Source organism: Rhizobium aouanii (assembly GCF_037002925.1).
Lineage (GTDB): Bacteria > Pseudomonadota > Alphaproteobacteria > Rhizobiales > Rhizobiaceae > Rhizobium > Rhizobium aouanii.
Window position 1 is genome coordinate 146898 of record NZ_JBAMYD010000005.1, and the last position, 15283, is coordinate 162180.

The 15283-nt window shown below is 59.6% G+C and carries 14 protein-coding genes; 9 read left to right on the forward strand and 5 right to left on the reverse strand.

Features of this window, described 5'->3' with window-relative positions; all coding sequences use genetic code 11:
• The first annotated feature begins 3 nt into the window (after positions 1-3).
• From repB to V8P77_RS10770, 8 genes are all read left to right on the forward strand, one after another.
• Positions 4-1005: a plasmid partitioning protein RepB gene (gene repB, locus V8P77_RS10735; protein WP_335912482.1), complete on the forward strand. Its 1002-nt coding sequence runs from the start codon at positions 4-6 to the stop codon at positions 1003-1005.
• A 154-nt stretch (positions 1006-1159) separates the two neighbouring features.
• Complete coding sequence (gene repC / locus V8P77_RS10740) at positions 1160-2464, forward strand: plasmid replication protein RepC (RefSeq protein ID WP_335912483.1); 1305 nt, start codon at positions 1160-1162, stop codon at positions 2462-2464.
• Between the two features lie 112 nt (positions 2465-2576).
• A complete protein-coding gene (locus V8P77_RS10745) occupies positions 2577-3461 on the forward strand; it encodes a dihydrodipicolinate synthase family protein (protein ID WP_335912485.1) in 885 nt (294 codons plus the stop codon).
• 7 nt (positions 3462-3468) lie between these two features.
• Positions 3469-4146: a GntR family transcriptional regulator gene (locus tag V8P77_RS10750; RefSeq protein ID WP_206106342.1), complete on the forward strand. Its 678-nt coding sequence runs from the start codon at positions 3469-3471 to the stop codon at positions 4144-4146.
• Between the two features lie 55 nt (positions 4147-4201).
• The gene (locus V8P77_RS10755; RefSeq protein ID WP_027664815.1) at positions 4202-5530 is read left to right on the forward strand and encodes an ABC transporter substrate-binding protein; all 1329 of its coding nucleotides are present in this window, start codon (positions 4202-4204) and stop codon (positions 5528-5530) included.
• Positions 5530-6468, forward strand: a complete 939-nt coding sequence (locus V8P77_RS10760) for a carbohydrate ABC transporter permease (protein ID WP_335912488.1) — start codon at positions 5530-5532, stop codon at positions 6466-6468. The genes V8P77_RS10755 and V8P77_RS10760 overlap by 1 nt, the downstream gene beginning before the upstream one ends.
• Positions 6468-7283, forward strand: coding sequence for a carbohydrate ABC transporter permease (locus V8P77_RS10765; protein WP_017956614.1), 816 nt, complete (start codon positions 6468-6470; stop codon positions 7281-7283). The genes V8P77_RS10760 and V8P77_RS10765 overlap by 1 nt, the downstream gene beginning before the upstream one ends.
• 18 nt (positions 7284-7301) lie before the next feature.
• On the forward strand, positions 7302-8282 hold the full coding sequence (locus V8P77_RS10770; RefSeq protein WP_335912490.1) for a sugar kinase: 981 nt from the start codon (positions 7302-7304) through the stop codon (positions 8280-8282).
• Between the two features lie 27 nt (positions 8283-8309).
• Here the strand turns inward: V8P77_RS10770 and V8P77_RS10775 are convergent, their stop codons facing one another.
• From V8P77_RS10775 to V8P77_RS10785, 3 genes are all read right to left on the reverse strand, one after another.
• Entirely contained in the window at positions 8310-9155 is an 846-nt protein-coding gene (locus V8P77_RS10775) for a carbohydrate ABC transporter permease (RefSeq protein ID WP_335912492.1), read from the reverse strand.
• Positions 9156-9158: 3 nt separating this feature from the next.
• Positions 9159-10097, reverse strand: a complete 939-nt coding sequence (locus tag V8P77_RS10780; RefSeq protein ID WP_335912494.1) for a carbohydrate ABC transporter permease — start codon at positions 10095-10097, stop codon at positions 9159-9161.
• A gap of 88 nt (positions 10098-10185) precedes the next feature.
• Complete coding sequence (locus V8P77_RS10785; RefSeq protein ID WP_335912496.1) at positions 10186-11433, reverse strand: ABC transporter substrate-binding protein; 1248 nt, start codon at positions 11431-11433, stop codon at positions 10186-10188.
• Positions 11434-12007: 574 nt separating this feature from the next.
• Between V8P77_RS10785 and V8P77_RS10790 the strand changes: the two genes are divergently transcribed.
• Complete coding sequence (locus V8P77_RS10790; protein WP_335912498.1) at positions 12008-13042, forward strand: LacI family DNA-binding transcriptional regulator; 1035 nt, start codon at positions 12008-12010, stop codon at positions 13040-13042.
• 15 nt (positions 13043-13057) lie between these two features.
• Here V8P77_RS10790 and V8P77_RS10795 read toward each other — a convergent pair whose 3' ends face one another.
• Both V8P77_RS10795 and V8P77_RS10800 read right to left on the reverse strand, forming a co-directional pair.
• Positions 13058-13993 (reverse strand): alpha/beta hydrolase, encoded by a 936-nt coding sequence (locus V8P77_RS10795; RefSeq protein ID WP_335912499.1) that lies wholly within the window; start codon positions 13991-13993, stop codon positions 13058-13060.
• Positions 13990-15138, reverse strand: a complete 1149-nt coding sequence (locus V8P77_RS10800; protein ID WP_335912501.1) for a Gfo/Idh/MocA family protein — start codon at positions 15136-15138, stop codon at positions 13990-13992. The genes V8P77_RS10795 and V8P77_RS10800 overlap by 4 nt, the downstream gene beginning before the upstream one ends.
• Positions 15139-15283: the final 145 nt, after the last annotated feature.

Below are 15283 nucleotides of genomic sequence, written 5' to 3' on the forward strand. Positions count from 1 at the left end.
TAGATGGCGCGCAAAAACCTCATCGAAATTTCCGCTCCGAACCCGGCAAGGGCGGATGCGGTCGCGCCGCGCGACAATCGCCCCATCGCCGGATTCGTGCCGCAGGAGCGCAGTGCCGCGCCGGTCGGCGGCATTACCAAGACGCTTGGCAACATTACCGAGAAAATGGAGCGGGCGAGTGAACTGGAACGGCAGCTTGCCACCGGGCAGACCATCATCGAGCTCGATCCCGGCCTGATCGACGCTTCCTTCGTCAGCGACCGATTGGCAATCGATGCGGCCGAACTCGCGCAGCTTGTCGAGCAGATCCGCGAGCATGGGCAGCAGGTTCCGATCCTTGTCCGCCCACATCCCGAAACGAGGGGACGCTACCAAGTCGCCTACGGCCATCGTCGTCTGGCTGCCGCCAGAGAAATCGGCATCAGGGTGCGCGCGGTCGTTCGCGATCTCACCGACGGTCAACTGGTCGTCAGCCAGGGACAGGAAAACAGCGCTCGAACCAATCTCTCCTACATCGAGCGCGCGCTCTTCGCATCGCGGCTCGAGGAACGCAGCTTTGGCCGCGATGTCATCATGGCGGCTCTCGGCGTGGACAAGGCGGCGTTGTCGAGAATGCTGATCGTCATACGACAGGTCCCGCTTGATCTCGTCAACGCGATAGGTGCAGCACCTGATATCGGCCGCCGGCGATGGTTGGAACTGGGCGAGCGGCTTGAGAAAGCCGACGTCGAAAAGATCATCGCGGAGTTGTCCGCGGACGACGCGCGCAAAATTTCGAGCGACGAGCGGTTTCACCGGGCACTCGTTCTGGCAACGAAGAAGACGTCTGCGCCGAAGCCGGCGGTGGCCAAAACCCAGGTTGGTGGCGTGCCTGTCATGATCAAGAAGACGGCGTCCGGTGCGACCTTCGTCTTCGACGGCAAGACCGCGCCCGGTTTCGATCAATTCGTCCAGGAAAGGCTGAAGGGCCTGTTCCAGGAGTTCAACAAGGACAGAGGAGCGTAGCGCGCAAAAGAAAAAGGCCCCCAACGACGCCGTCGTGGAAGCCCTTCTCAGATCTTAAGCACATCGAGAATCGCATTTCCACGAATCACAGTCAAGCGTCTTAGGCACCAAATTGGTGGATGGTTTTCTTTTGCCTGAACGAAGGTGAAGGCAAATGGAGAGTGGATATGTGACGACGCCCTTCGGGCGGCGGCCGATGTCGCTTGGCATGCTGGCAAGCCAGCAACTGGCCGAGACCATCGAGCCGGGGATGAAACGCAGCAAATGGAAGCTGTTCAGGGCGATCTGCGAAGCACGGCCGGCGCTTGGCGTCACCGATCGGGCGCTGACGGTGCTCGACGCGCTTTTGACCTTCTACCCTGACGACGAAATCTCCGAGGAAAAGGGACTGATCGTCTTCCCGTCGAATGCGCAGCTTTCGTTGCGCGCTCGCGGCATGACCCCAGCCACCCTCAGGCGGCATCTTGCCGTTCTGGTCGAGGCAGGCCTGATCCTGCGCAAGGACAGCCCGAATGGAAAGCGCTATGCGCGCCGCGACAGGGCAGGGGCCATCGGCGAGGCCTTCGGCTTCAGCGTCGCACCGCTTCTGGCTCGTGCTGTCGAAATCGAAAGCCTGGCCGCCCAGGCGGTTGCCGACCGGGAGTTGCTACGGGTGACCAGGGAACGCCTGACGGTGTGCCGACGCGACATCTCCAAGCTGATTGCAACGGCCCTCGAAGAAGGGGTTTCCGGTAATTGGGAAGGCATTTCGGTGATGTTTCGAGCGCTTCTTGCGCGAATTCCACGCGTGGCGACTGCTGAACACCTGGCACCGCTGCTCGACGAGATGGGGCTGCTGCGCGCCGAGATCATCAACATGCTGGAAAGACGGCTAAAAACACAAAAAATAGACGCCAATGAGTCTCAAATTGAGCATCACAAACAGAATTCAAATCCCGACTCCATTTATGAACTTGAACCAAGCTTCGAAACGAAGCAGGGCGAAAAGGCAGCGGCCGATAACGACCCGAACGCCGGGCCGTCGGACGAACGAAGATTGAAACAGCAAAAGCCTTCCGGCGGGATGAGCAACAGGGCGGGGGGCGCGGCCGATCCGGGCGCCGGACCAAGCCTGAAATCCTTCCCGCTCGGCCTCGTCCTCCAGGCCTGCCCCAGTATTCTCGATTACGGGCCTGGCGGAAGCATCGGCAATTGGCGAGACCTGATGTCGGCCGCCGTCGTCGTGCGGTCGATGCTCGGCGTCAGTCCCTCGGCCTATGAGGAAGCCTGCTCGGGCATGGGGCCGGAAAACGCCGCAACCGTGATCGCCTGCATCCTGGAAAGGGGAGGGCACATCAACTCGCCCGGCGGTTATCTCAGAGATCTGACTCGAAGGACCGAGAGGGGCGAATTTGCGATCGGCCCGATGCTGATGGCGCTCGTGCGGGCGAACGGGCCGACGGCGAGGCATGCCAGTTGATCGTTAGCAAGCTATGGCCGCGACAATCGTGTAACGAGGCAGTGTGCAATCACCTCTTTACAGCTAACATGTTAGCCTGCTACAGCTGACGCGGAATTGGGAGGAAGCATATTTGACACAGAAATTCGGGCTCTCGGTCGCTCTCGCCACACCGTTCGACAGCAATGGCGATATCGCGATCGAGGCGATGATCGAGCAGGCACGCCGAAGCCTCGCTGCGGGGTGCTCGAGTGTGACGCTGTTCGGGACGACGGGTGAAGGTTCTTCCATCGGCACGCAGGAACGTGAGCGTGTGCTCGCTTCCTTGCTCGATAGTGGGATAGCCGCAAATCAGATCATCGTCGGTGTGCTGGTCGACGCGGCCGAGGATGCGGCGATGCAGGCTGGCCATGCGCTTTCCAAGGGAGCCCGCAATATCCTTCTTGCTCCTCCTTCCTACTTCAAGAACGTCAGTGACGATGGCGTCTTCCAGTGGTTCTCGGCTGTCTTCGCCATCCTGGGCGACAAGGCGCGAGACATTATCGTTTACAACATTCCCTCGGTCACCATGGTTCCGCTGACTGTTTCGCTGATCGGCCGCCTGCGGACCGCCTTTCCCAACGTGGTAACGGGCGTCAAGGATTCCTCCGGCGATTGGCCTTTTACCGAAACGCTACTGAAGGCGCATGGCGATCTCGTCATCCTGGTGGGGGACGAACGTCACCTGGCGAAGGGCGTGCGGCTTGGCGGCGAGGGTGCGATCTCCGGCATGGCGAATTTCGTACCTCGCGAAGTCAAGCTGATGGCGGAGGAAGGCATGGACGATCCTCGCGTCGAGAATTTCGTGGACGAACTGCTGAAATTTCCGGTGACCGCCGCCGTGAAAGCGATGGTCGCTCACCTGACGTCGGATGAAATCTGGCTTGCGGTTCGACCACCACTCGTCTCAATATCCGGCGAAGGGCAGGCGCAACTCGCTCTTGCGTTCGACACTCTTTTCCGCTCGAAAGCGGCATAGGTCGGAGATGTTTCTGGGGGAGGCGATGGACGGAACGGACGAGCAGCCGACACTGCGGGAAAAGGCGTATGAGAGCTTCACACGCCACCTTCTTGCGCGTGACGTGCGCCCCGGCCAGTTCGTTTCGCAGCGTCGCCTCGTCGAGTTGACGGGGCTGACGCTTGGCGCCATCCGCGAACTCATCCCGAGGCTCGAAGCCGAAGGTCTGATCAAGACGGTGCCCCAACGGGGGTTGCAGATCGCTCATATTGATCTGAACCTCATTCGCGAGGCGTTCCAGCTGCGCGTCTTCCTGGAGAAGGAAGCGGTCGCGCTTTTCACCCGCTCTGCGTCTGACGAGACGGTCGCTGGGCTCCTGAAGCAGCATCGGGATATTGCCGACGCCATTCGAAACGGCGATGGATCGCACGAACTGGAAGTGCACGCGCAGGCTGTCGATTGGGGCATGCACGATGCTTTTATTGATGCTTTGGGAAATACGATCATCTCGAACGCCTACCGGGTGAACTCGATCAAGATGCGCCTGATCAGTCAGGACCGTTTTCGAATCGATGGTCACGTCGGACCTGTCATGGTTGAGCACCTGAAGGTGCTCGAGGCGATCGAACGACGATCGGCGGCGGACGCCGTCAACAGCCTTGTCGCACATATCAATCATGCAAGAGATCGTGCGCTCAGGATATAATCGGAAATAAACAGCCGGGGGTGAGGAGATCGCCGGCAAAAGGAGGAGGAATCACATGTCATCGTTTTTGAACCCGACGAGACGCGGCTTTCTGGCGGGTACGGCCGCTTTTGGCGCCAGCAGCATGCTCGGCGTCCGGTTGGCATCGGCTGCCGTTGATTGGAAGCGCTTTGCCGGCACGACGCTTGAAGTCAACCTGGTCAAGAGCCCGCGCAGCGAAATACTTCTGAAGTACTTGTCCGAATTCGAGGAGCTCACCGGCATCAAGGTCAATGCCGAAGCGACGCCCGAACAACAGCAGCGTCAGAAAACGACCATCGAGCTGAGCTCCGGCAAGCCCAGCTTCGATGTCGTGCACATGAGCTACCACGTCCAGAAGCGGCAGTTCGAAAAGGGCGGCTGGCTTGCCGATATCGGCGGTTTTCTCAAGGACCCCTCTCTGACCGACCCGTCTCTGGTTGAAAGCGACTTCGCCGAAGCCGGCCTGACTTTTGCCAGAGATCCGGACGGCGTTCTGCGTTCGCTTCCATTCTCGGTCGATTACTGGATCATCTACTGGAACAAGACGCTGTTCGAGAAGAAGGGGCTCGCCTACCCGACGACGTTCGAAGAACTCGCCAGTGCTGCGGAGGCGCTCACCGATCCTTCCACCAACACCTACGGTTTCGTCGCCCGCGGCCTGAAGAACGCCAATACGCCGGTCTGGACGTCGCTGCTGCTTGGGTATGGTTCGAGCCCGCTCGGTCCGGATGGCAAGCTGCGCACGACATCGCAAGAAGCGATCGATGCAGCCAAGCTCTATCAAAGACTGATGACCAAGACCGCCCCTCCCGGCGTCTCCGGCTTCAACTGGGCCGAGGCGCAGTCGGCCTTCCTGCAGGGCAAGATCGGCATGTGGCTGGACGGCGTCGGTTTTGCACCGCCGATCGAGAATCCGGAAAAGTCGCGCGTCGTCGGCCAAGTCGGTTACGGCATCATGCCGAAAGGTCCGAAGGCACAAGCCGCAGGCACCTTTGGCGACGGCCTTGGCGTCGTCGCGGCAAGCCAGAAGAAAGAAGCCGGGTACCTCTTCTGCCAATGGGCGATTTCGCATGAAATGGGCGCACGTCTGCTGCAGGCCGGCGCCGGCGTTCCTTTCCGCCAGTCCGTCCTCGAGGATGCGAAGGTCCGCGAAGGCGTCAAGATGCCGGGCGCCTGGCTTGATGCCGTCGTCGGTTCCGGCAAGATCTCGCAGCTCGCGCTGCCGGTCATCATTCCGGTCACCGAGTTCCGCGATGTCTATGGTGTCGGTCTCACCAACATGATCGGCGGCGCCGATCCCGAAACCGAGCTGAAGGCAGCGACGGCACAGTTCGAACCCGTCCTGGCGAAAAGCGAGGGATAATGGCCTCGACTAGCATCGAAACGGCCGCAGTGGCCAAGACGTCGAAAGGAAGGAGCAAGCCGGATCGGTTTGCTCCTAACTACTGGCCTTTCGTTATCCCGGCGCTCATCGTCATTGCGGCCGTCATCGTTTTTCCATGGGTGTTTACGCTTTGGATGAGCGTCAACAGCTGGACGCTTGGCCAGTCCCAGGTGTTTGCGGGATTGGACAATTATGCCCGGCTGGTCGTGGACATGCGCTTCTGGGACTCGCTATGGCATACGGTGCTCTATACGACGCTTTCCGTGGTGGTCCCCCTTTTTCTAGGGACGCTCGCAGCGCTGATCTTCGATGCTCAATTTCCGTTGCGCGGACTTATCCGCGGCATATTCGTGATGCCGATGATGGCCACACCCGTCGCCATCGCGCTGGTCTGGACGATGATGTACCATCCGCAGCTCGGCGTGCTCAACTATCTCCTCTCTTTCATCGGCATCGGCCCGCAGGAGTGGATCTATAATCAGAGCAGCGTCATCCCGTCGCTGGTACTGGTCGAGACCTGGCAGTGGACGCCGCTTATCATGCTGATCGTGCTCGGCGGTCTGGCGGCGGTTCCGCGTGAGCCCTATGAAAGTGCTGAAATCGACGGAGCCAATGTCTGGCAGAAATTCCGCTATCTGACACTGCCGATGATCGCACCGTTCCTGATGATTGCCGTGATCATCCGCAGCATCGATGCGGTGAAAAGTTTCGACATCATCTATGCCATGACCCAGGGCGGCCCGGGTACGGCGTCTGAGACGATCAACATCTATCTCTACAACACCGCTTTCGCCTACTACGATATCGGCTATGGCTCGTCCATGGCGGTTGTCTTCTTCATCCTCATCGTCCTGCTCTCTTTCGTCCTTATGATGCTCCGGCAGCGCGTGAACTGGTCCGACGGGGAGGCACGCTGATGAAACGCAAGACGCTCGATCGCATCGGACTGCTGTTTGTTGCCCTGGTGATGATCTCGCCGGTCGTCCTGTTCTTCCTCTGGATGATCTCGCTGTCGCTGAAATATGAGATCGACAACGGCGCCTATCCGCCGATCTTCATTCCGGAACGCTTCGCCTGGTCGAACTATCTGAAGGTCTTCCAGGAGAACAACTTCTTCCTCTATCTCTGGAATTCGGTGCTGGTGACGGGTGCGGCCACGCTTCTGGCGCTGTTGATCGGCGTGCCAGCCGGATATGGCATCGCGCGGCTAAAGGCCGAGAAGTCCGCGATGGTCATCATGATCGCGCGCATGACGCCCGGCCTTTCCTTCCTGATCCCGCTTTTCCTGCTGTTTCAGTGGCTGAACCTGCTCGGCACGCTCCTGCCGCAGATCATCATCCATCTCGTCGTCACCGTGCCTATCGTCGTGTGGATCATGATCGGTTATTTCGAGACGACGCCGATGGAGCTGGAAGAGGCTGCAAGCATCGATGGCGCAACACCCTGGCAGGTTTTCCGCCTGGTCGCCTTGCCGATCGCCAGGCCGGGCATCGTTGTCGCCTTCATCCTGTCGGTCATCTTTTCCTGGAACAACTTCGTCTTCGGCATCGTGCTCGCCAGCCGCGAGACGCGCACGCTTCCTGTCGCGGTCTATAACATGCTGTCTTTCGAACAGGTCAGTTGGGGTCCGCTCGCCGCAGCCGCATTGATCGTCACCTTGCCCGTGCTGATCTTGACGGTGTTTGCGCAACGGCAGATCGTGGCCGGTCTGACGGCCGGAGCCGTCAAGTAAGCGGGTGAGACAACGGTTTTGACGACTTCTTCTGCCTTCGAACCGCCTCCCGGTCCGGCGCGCCGCGTTCTTTGTGTCGGCGCGGCAGTTATGGATACCCTGTTTCGGGTCCGCTCGCTGCCCACCGGCCAGGGCAAAATTCTGCCCTACGACATGCTGCAGATCGCCGAGGGCATGGCGTCGAGCGCCGCTTTTGCGGTCGCCCGGCTGGGCGGCAACGCCAGCCTCTGGGGCGCTGTCGGCAACGATGCCACCGGCGAACGCATCATTGCCGACCTCGGCAACAGCGGCATAGACACCAGCGGCATGCTGCGCGTGGACGGCGCCCGCTCGGCCGTCTCGACCATTCTCGTCGATGATCACGGCGAGCGCCTGATTGTGCCTTTTTACGACGCGGGCCTGCATGAGACGGTCAAGCCGGTCACAAGAGAGGACGTTTCTTCTTTCGATGCGGTGCTGGTCGACGTCCGGTGGCCGAAGCTTGCGTTGCGGACGCTGTCTGCGGCCCGAGAGGCGGGCAAACCGGCCATTCTCGATGGCGATGTCGCAGGCGATGGCGTAATCGAGATGCTTGCACCGGTTGCGAGCCACATCGTCTTCTCGCAGCCGGCGGCCGAGCGGCTTGCCGGAACGGCCGAGTTGGTGAAGGTCGTAGGCATTCTGAAGCGAAAGTTCGAGCATGCCTTCATCAGCGTCACCGCTGGCGAAAAGGGCTCTTTCTGGTTCGATGACCGAACCGGCGAAATCGTCCATCTTACCGCTCCGAAGGTGAGGGCGGTCGATACGCTCGCGGCGGGCGATATCTTCCATGGCGCTTTCGCGCTGGCTATCGCAGAAGGCTTGCCGATCGAAGAGACGATGCGCGTGTCATCCATCGCAGCGGCGCTCAAATGCCAAGTGTTCGGCGGTCGTACCGGCGCGCCCACCAGAACCGAGGTCGGAGATGCTCTGCGGGATTGGAACGTCGACGTTAGCCGCAGCGCTCTGTTCCCGCTATGAGTTTCGAAACCGCGATCAGCACTCCCATCAGCTTTTGACCGAGCCGGCGGTCATGCCTGCCATGAAATAGCGTTGAGCAACCAGGTAAAGGACCAGAAGGGGAAGGGAACCAAGCACGCTCATCGCCATCATCTCGTTCCATTCGAAGGCGTGCTGGCCCATCAGAAGCTGGATGCCGATCGGCACGGTTCTAAGGTCCATCGATTTCGTCAGCGTCAGCGCAAAGAGGAATTCGTTCCAGGCCAGCAGGAAGGTGTAGACCGCGGTGGCGACGATCCCGGGGATGGAGACCGGAACGATGACGCGCCAGAGCGCCGTCCAGCTCGAGCCGCCGTCGACCAGGACGGCCTCGTCCAGCTCTTTCGGCAGGGTGTTGAGGTAACCTGTCATCAGTAGGATGGCATAAGGCAGCGTGAAGACCATGTAGGTGAGGATCAGCGCCAGATAGGTATCGAAGATCCTGAAGGCGACCACCATTCCGAAATAGGGGATGAGAAGGGTGATCGGCGGGACGGTCTGGGTGCTGATGATGAAGATGTTCAAGGTGTTCTTGAACCGGAACTGATAGCGGCTGAAGCCGTAGGCGGTCACGATCGCGACGACGAGGGTCAAAGCGGTGACGACGCCGGCAACGAAGTAGCTGTTGATGAAGAACCGCACTTTCACCGGATCGTTGAAAATCGTCAGGTAGGCGGCTACCGTAAAATCATCCGGCAACAGCCGCGGCGGAAGCGCGAAGATTTCCGTATTCGATTTCAGCGAACTGAAAAACATCCACACGATCGGGAAGGCCGAAAAGACCAGGCCGATCGCCAGGCCGAGATAGGTCAGGATGGTCGGCAATACCGAACTCTTGAAGGAACGCTTTGCCATGGATCACCTGCGCTGCTGGTGTTTGATGTAGAAGTAGGTGACGCTCATCGAGATGATGAGGATGATCATTGCGCTCGCCGAAGCCAGCGAGAATTCGTATTGGGAGAAGGCGAGTTTGTAGGTGAAGGTGGAGAGCACTTCCGTCGAATAGATCGGGCCGCCGCCCGTCGTCATCCAAACGAGTGGAAAAACCTGCATCGTCCAGATGAAATCGAGGAGCGCGATGCTGATGATGATCGGCATCAGCTGCGGAATGGTGATGTACCAGAACTTTTGGATTTCGTTCGCGCCATCGATACCGGCTGCCTCGTAAAGCTCCTTCGAAATACCCTGGAGGCCGGCGAGCAGACTGACCATGTAGAGCGGATAGCCTGCCCAGATGTTTGCGAAGGTCAAAGCGTGGATGGCGGTGCGCGTCGAGGAGAACCACTCGACCTTGAAGTTGATGATATGGAGCGCCATCAGCACGCTGTTGACGACGCCGTTCGGGTCGAGCAGCAGGCGCCAGATGATGGCGATGATGACGGCCGTGAACAGCCAGGGGAGGATGAAGAGCACACGCAGGATGCTGCGAATGAGCGGATCGACGCGGTTGGTGTTCAACAGTAGCGCGAAGGCCAGGCCGATGATGAAGTGGAAGATGACGCTCATGATCGTGAAATAAAGCGTCTGCACGACCGACTGCCAGAAGACCGGATTGTCGAAGATGGTCATATAATTCTGGACGCCTGCGAAGGCAGCGTCCTTTTTCATGATGGCGCCGTCCATCAGTGAATATTTGAAGACCATCACCATGGGAAACAGCATCAGCAGGACAAGCAGCAGGGTCGCCGGCGAAACGTAGAAATAGGGCACCAGCTTCCTCAAGGTGCTGTAACGAAGCCATCCTTTTCTTCGCGCTTTGGCTTGCGCAGCGACCAGAGCCGTAGCCGAGTGGTTCATGAGCTGTGACTTTCTATTCTGCCGAAATTTGACGACGTGCACCGGCAGCGCCTGGTTGCGCTGCCGGTGATCCGTGAAAGCGACGTGCTTAGAACTTCGCCAGCCAAGCCTTCTCGGTATTGGCAGCTGCCTCCTTGGCTGACTGCCCGCCGTCGAACATCTTTTGAACTTCGACGTTCATGTCGCGCATCAGCTCTTCGGCAACCGGAAGGCCGACGAATTCGTTGGCAGGATAACCGCTCTGGAAGATTTTGAAGGCTTCCGCGAAGATCGGGTCCGAGGCCACGAAGTCCGGCTTGGCATGAACGTTGCCGGGGAAGGCGTTGGCAATCGAGACGAGACGGCCGTTGACGTCAGGGCTCATCAGGTATTCGACGAGCTTCCAGGCTTCTTCCTTGTGCTGGCTGCCTTCGCTGATGCCGATGCCCCAGGAGGCATAGGGCATGCCGCGCTTGCCGGTGTAGCCGTCAGTGGCGGGCAAAGCGGAGATGCCGAAATTGAGCTTCGGATTGCGCTCGCGGATGAGGTTCACATGGGCGAGGGAATCCACCATCATGCCGACGCGGCCATTGACGAATTCCTCGACCTTGTCCTGTTCCTTCTTGGCAAAAATGCCGGGAGAAATAACGCCTTCCTTGTTGAGGGAAGCGATATAGTCGAGCGTGCCGACGACGGCGTCATTTTCGAGGTCAGGCTTGCCGTCCTTCATCATCGAGGCGCCGGAGGCCCAGACCCAGGACATGACGTCGTTCTGGATTCCGCTCGGAGACTGCAGCGATAGCGGCAGCACCCAGCCGTACTGGTTCTTCGAGGCGTCGGTCATTTTCTTCGCGGCATCGGTAAATTCCGTGCGGGTGGTCGGCAGCTTGTCGACGCCGGCGGCCTTGGCGATATCCAGGTTCACGAAGACGGGGTAGACGAAGGATGCCAGCGGGAACATCACGCTCTTGCCATCGATCTTGACGATGTCGGTGATCTGGCTCTTGTCGTATTTCGCCTTCTCCATCAGTTCGTCCATGGAGGCGATCGCGCCCTGCTTGGAGAGCCCGTTTACCCAGGCGCCATCCAGGCCCACCACGTCGCTGAGCGTCCCCGAAGCTGCGCCGACGACGATCTGGTCACGCGTTGTGGCATAGGGACCGCTGACCAGCGTCACCTTGATGCCGGGATTTTTGGCTTCGAAATCGTTCATGATGCCGCGCAGAGCGCCCGACGGCATTTCGGGTTCCCACCATTGAATGAACTCGATGGTGGTGTCGGCAAACGCCGATGTGGCGCAGAGCGCCCATACCGCCACGGCAGCCCGCATCGTCACGCCGAATTTTCTGATATTCATCTGTGCCTCCCAAAGATTGTCAGTTAATCGATCCTCCTCAAGATCGTAGGCAAAGTAGGTTCCCTGAAGCCCCTATCTGTCAATGAAGAACTGCGATCAGGAAAAGATAGGAGGCCGGCATTCACGGTGCATCGTGCGGTAAATCATTGATAAAAAATCATAAAATTGATTGACATCATCAGCGTTTTTCTGCAGCATTTGTATTGCTTGTGACGCATTTTTTCTTTACTTTCGTAAACAAATGAAAGTTTACCCAACAAAATGAAAAGCGTGGCACCCGGCTTCTTCGCTGCAAATTTTAGAATTTTGGATGCTGAAACAAGCACCTTTTGCAACTACGGGGCGCAGTCGGCGCAAGTCGCAGTGAAGGGAATATTTCGATTTTCGAAAGCGAGGGCAGGGCCCGCACCAAAAATGACGGATCACGCCGGCTTACGCGGTGATTTTCGACGATTCAGGATACGAAGGTCATCCTGTACAAACTGCCGAATGCATGATTTGGCGCGTCAGAGGATCGGCCGTTGTGCGAAATCGTTCCCGATCAGTTATCGTCGGTCCGCCAATAAGGAATTGAATGGCCAAGAAAAGTTATAAATCGATGGACGACTTCGCGAGCGCCTCCGGCGTATCGCGTCCGACCTTGTCGAAATATTTTGATGACCCCTCGCAGATCAAGGAGGTGACCCGCAAGCGTATCGAGGCGGCTCTCAAGAAGTCGAATTTCGAGCCGAACCTTTTCGCCCGGCATCTCAATCGCAAGCGGACCAGGAATATCGGGATTCTGGTCCCGACCATGTCGGATCCTTTTTATGTGCAGGTCGTGTCGCTGATCGAGCTGGAGTTGCGCGAAAAGGGATTCTGGCCGGTCCAGATTTCTTCGCACACGCGGCCGGAGCTGGAGGCGGAGGCGGTTCGGACCTTGCTCTCGCTGAAGGTCGCGGGTGCGATCGTGGCGCCGCTCGGAGCCGGTTCGCGCCGTTCCGCGCTGGAAAGACTAAGGGATGCCATCCCCGTCGTCTGCTTCGACAATCCTGCCGACGCCGACCTTCCTTATGTCGGCAACGACAACGCGCAAAGCATGGCAGCCATTGTGCAATATCTCTGCCGGTCCGGTGAGCCGCCGATCTTCCTGGAAATTCCGCATATGACCGAAAATGCCGGCGAGCGGCAGGCGGGCTACCGCGCGACCATGGCGAGGGAAGGGCATACTCCGTTGGTCATCGATTGCGACGCGCCACCTTCCTGGGAATTCGAGCGTCTCGGATACGAGCAGATGCAGAGAATTCTTGCGAATGGCGGTCTTCCCGGCAAAACACTGCTATGCGCCAACGACCGCTTCGCTTTCGGCGCGATGGCAGCCGCATTCGCGTCGGGCCTGAAAATCGGCCGGAACGACGCGTGCGACGTGCGCATCGCCGGGCACGACGACCACCCGCTAAGCCGATATACCTGTCCGTCGCTGACGACGATGGCCCAGAACGCGCCGGAGATCGCCGCGAAATCCGTGGAACTTTTGCTCGCGCATATCGAGAGCGAGGATGATGGAACGACCCCTGTGACGAACAAGGTAATCCTCGAGGCAACGCTGGTTATGCGCGAGTCGGCTTGATGCCGTGTTTCCACCTCAACGGGCAAGCGCGGGGTCCATGGCACGCCATGCCGTTGCGATGGCTTCCAGGGCCTCTTGCGCCTCCGGAATGGCCCGTCGCTTCGAGACGAAGCCATGGATCTGTCCGGGCCAGGTCCGGGTCGTTGCCTTCGCCTCGGTGCTGAGCCGCTCGGCATAAGCGGCCCCTTCGTCGAACAGCACGTCGTATCCGGCAAGGATCACGAGCGCCGGCGCCACACCTGCCAGCGACGCTGCGCTCAGCGGCGAGGCTCGCCAGTCCGACCGGCTCGCGGCGTCCGGCAGATAGTGGTCTCGGAACCATTTCATCGCTGCGGCCGTCAGTCCGAAATCCTCTTGGTAACGTGAGTAGCTGTCGCTTGTCTGCAACTGGTCGGTCACCGGATAGATCAGCACCTGTCCGATGATATCAGGCACCTGTCCGTCCTGCGCCAGCAGGGCGACGACTGCGGCCAGATTGCCGCCGGCGCTATCGCCGGCGACGAGAATTCGCAAGGGATCGATGCCGAGCGCATCCGCCTGCTCCGTCATCCAGACGAGTGTGGCGGCGCAATCGTCTATGGCAGCGGGAAAGGGGTATTCCGGGGCGAGGCGATAGTCGGGCGAGACGACGACGGCGCCTGCCATATTGGCAAGCGTCCGGCAGATATCCTCATGGGTTTCCGGTGCGCCGATCACAAAGCCGCCGCCATGGAGATAAAGCAAGGCCGGCGCGCCCTGGCGCGGCGCCGTCCGTCCGCGCCATATCTTCAACCGGATGGCGCCCACATGCCTTTCCAGGATCTCGGCCACGTCTTCGAGCGGCCGCTGGATGTCTGCGAAACTATCCAGATATTGCTGCCGCGCCAGCGCCGGCGTGCAGCTCTCGACCGGCGTTTGCGGATCGCCAGGCCATGCAAGCGCGCGTTTGGCGGATTCGTCCAACTGTGTCATGCCAGCAAACTCCTCGCTTCGTCTTCCCGCAATTCTTTTGGCTGCGCGACGATACCCGAAATGGTCTGCGCGACACCGGTTTCACCGGCACGCAGGATCGCTTCCATGACTTCGAGCACGTGCAGCGCCAGATCGCCCGAAGCACGCGGCGCACGGCCTTCGGTGATTGCGCGTGCGAGATCGGCAAGGCCCAGCATGCGGTAGTTGGCACGATCAGGCGCTGCGATCGGCCAGTTGACGGCGCCAAAGAGTTCGCCTGATGTATCCGTTTCCTGCCAGGGCGCGCCGCGGCTGGAGAGCGCGACGGAGCCGCCGAAATTGTCGGGGTCGGGCAGGCGCAACGAGCCTTCGGTTCCGTGGAGCTCGATGGGGTGGTTGGAATGGCGGAATACGTCCCAGGAGGAGCCGAAGGTGACGGTGGCACCGCACTCGAATTCCAGCAGCGACAGCACGCTGGTCGGCGTGCCGACCTTGAACGTGGTGCCCTGCTTCGGTCCCTCCGCTGTGATGAGCCGCTCTTCCTGCCCGCTTGTGGCGACGGCTTGCACACGGCGGATCGGCCCCATCAGATTGACCATCATCGTCAGATAATAAGGCCCCATATCCATGACCGGGCCTGCGCCGGCCTGGTAATAAAAGCTGGGATCCGGATGCCAGTGCTCCATGCCGCGCCCCATCATGAAGGCTGTCCCGGTCACCGGCTTGCCGATGGCGCCGGCTTCCATCTGCCGCCGGGCATGGCGTCCGGCCGCTCCGAGGAACGTGTCCGGCGCCGAGCCGAGCATGAGGCCCTTCGCGGCGGCGGCATCCACCAAGCTACGTCCTTCGGCGGCCGTGACGCCGAGTGGCTTCTCCGTGAAGACATGCTTGCCTGCCGACAGAGCCCGCATCGAAACGTCAAAATGCGCAGCTGGGATCGTCAGGTTGAGGATGAGGTCGATGTTCCTGTCGTCAATGAGGCTATCGACGTTAGCCGCACGCAGATCGAACTCGGCTGCGCGGCGCTTGGCGGCGTCGGCGTTGAGGTCTGCACAGGCGATGATTTCGACGCCGGAAAACAGCGGCGCGTTGCGCATATAGGCGAGCGAAATGTTGCCGCATCCCACAATGCCGATCCTGAGTTTCATACCATTGGTCTGTGCCATCGAAGAACCTGATTTTGCCGTTGCGGGTGCGAAGGGTTGAGGGGTGCGTTACATTTTAATCGCAAGGGATAAAATATATTGACGCACGGTAACATTTGACCGTACGTAATGGCAACACGCTAGCGTCGCAATCCCCGCTGAAGAG

Excerpts from the sequence above, each read along its gene's own strand:
- V8P77_RS10785 (WP_335912496.1), bottom strand. The coding sequence starts at position 11,433 with ATGAATATCAGAAAATTCGGCGTGACGATGCGGGCTGCCGTGGCGGTA.
- repB (WP_335912482.1), top strand. The coding sequence starts at position 4 with ATGGCGCGCAAAAACCTCATCGAAATTTCCGCTCCGAACCCGGCAAGG.
- V8P77_RS10765 (WP_017956614.1), top strand. The coding sequence starts at position 6,468 with ATGAAACGCAAGACGCTCGATCGCATCGGACTGCTGTTTGTTGCCCTG.
- V8P77_RS10790 (WP_335912498.1), top strand. The coding sequence starts at position 12,008 with ATGGCCAAGAAAAGTTATAAATCGATGGACGACTTCGCGAGCGCCTCC.
- V8P77_RS10775 (WP_335912492.1), bottom strand. The coding sequence starts at position 9,155 with ATGGCAAAGCGTTCCTTCAAGAGTTCGGTATTGCCGACCATCCTGACC.
- V8P77_RS10780 (WP_335912494.1), bottom strand. The coding sequence starts at position 10,097 with ATGAACCACTCGGCTACGGCTCTGGTCGCTGCGCAAGCCAAAGCGCGA.
- repC (WP_335912483.1), top strand. The coding sequence starts at position 1,160 with ATGGAGAGTGGATATGTGACGACGCCCTTCGGGCGGCGGCCGATGTCG.
- V8P77_RS10750 (WP_206106342.1), top strand. The coding sequence starts at position 3,469 with ATGTTTCTGGGGGAGGCGATGGACGGAACGGACGAGCAGCCGACACTG.
- V8P77_RS10755 (WP_027664815.1), top strand. The coding sequence starts at position 4,202 with ATGTCATCGTTTTTGAACCCGACGAGACGCGGCTTTCTGGCGGGTACG.
- V8P77_RS10795 (WP_335912499.1), bottom strand. The coding sequence starts at position 13,993 with ATGACACAGTTGGACGAATCCGCCAAACGCGCGCTTGCATGGCCTGGC.
- V8P77_RS10800 (WP_335912501.1), bottom strand. The coding sequence starts at position 15,138 with ATGGCACAGACCAATGGTATGAAACTCAGGATCGGCATTGTGGGATGC.
- V8P77_RS10760 (WP_335912488.1), top strand. The coding sequence starts at position 5,530 with ATGGCCTCGACTAGCATCGAAACGGCCGCAGTGGCCAAGACGTCGAAA.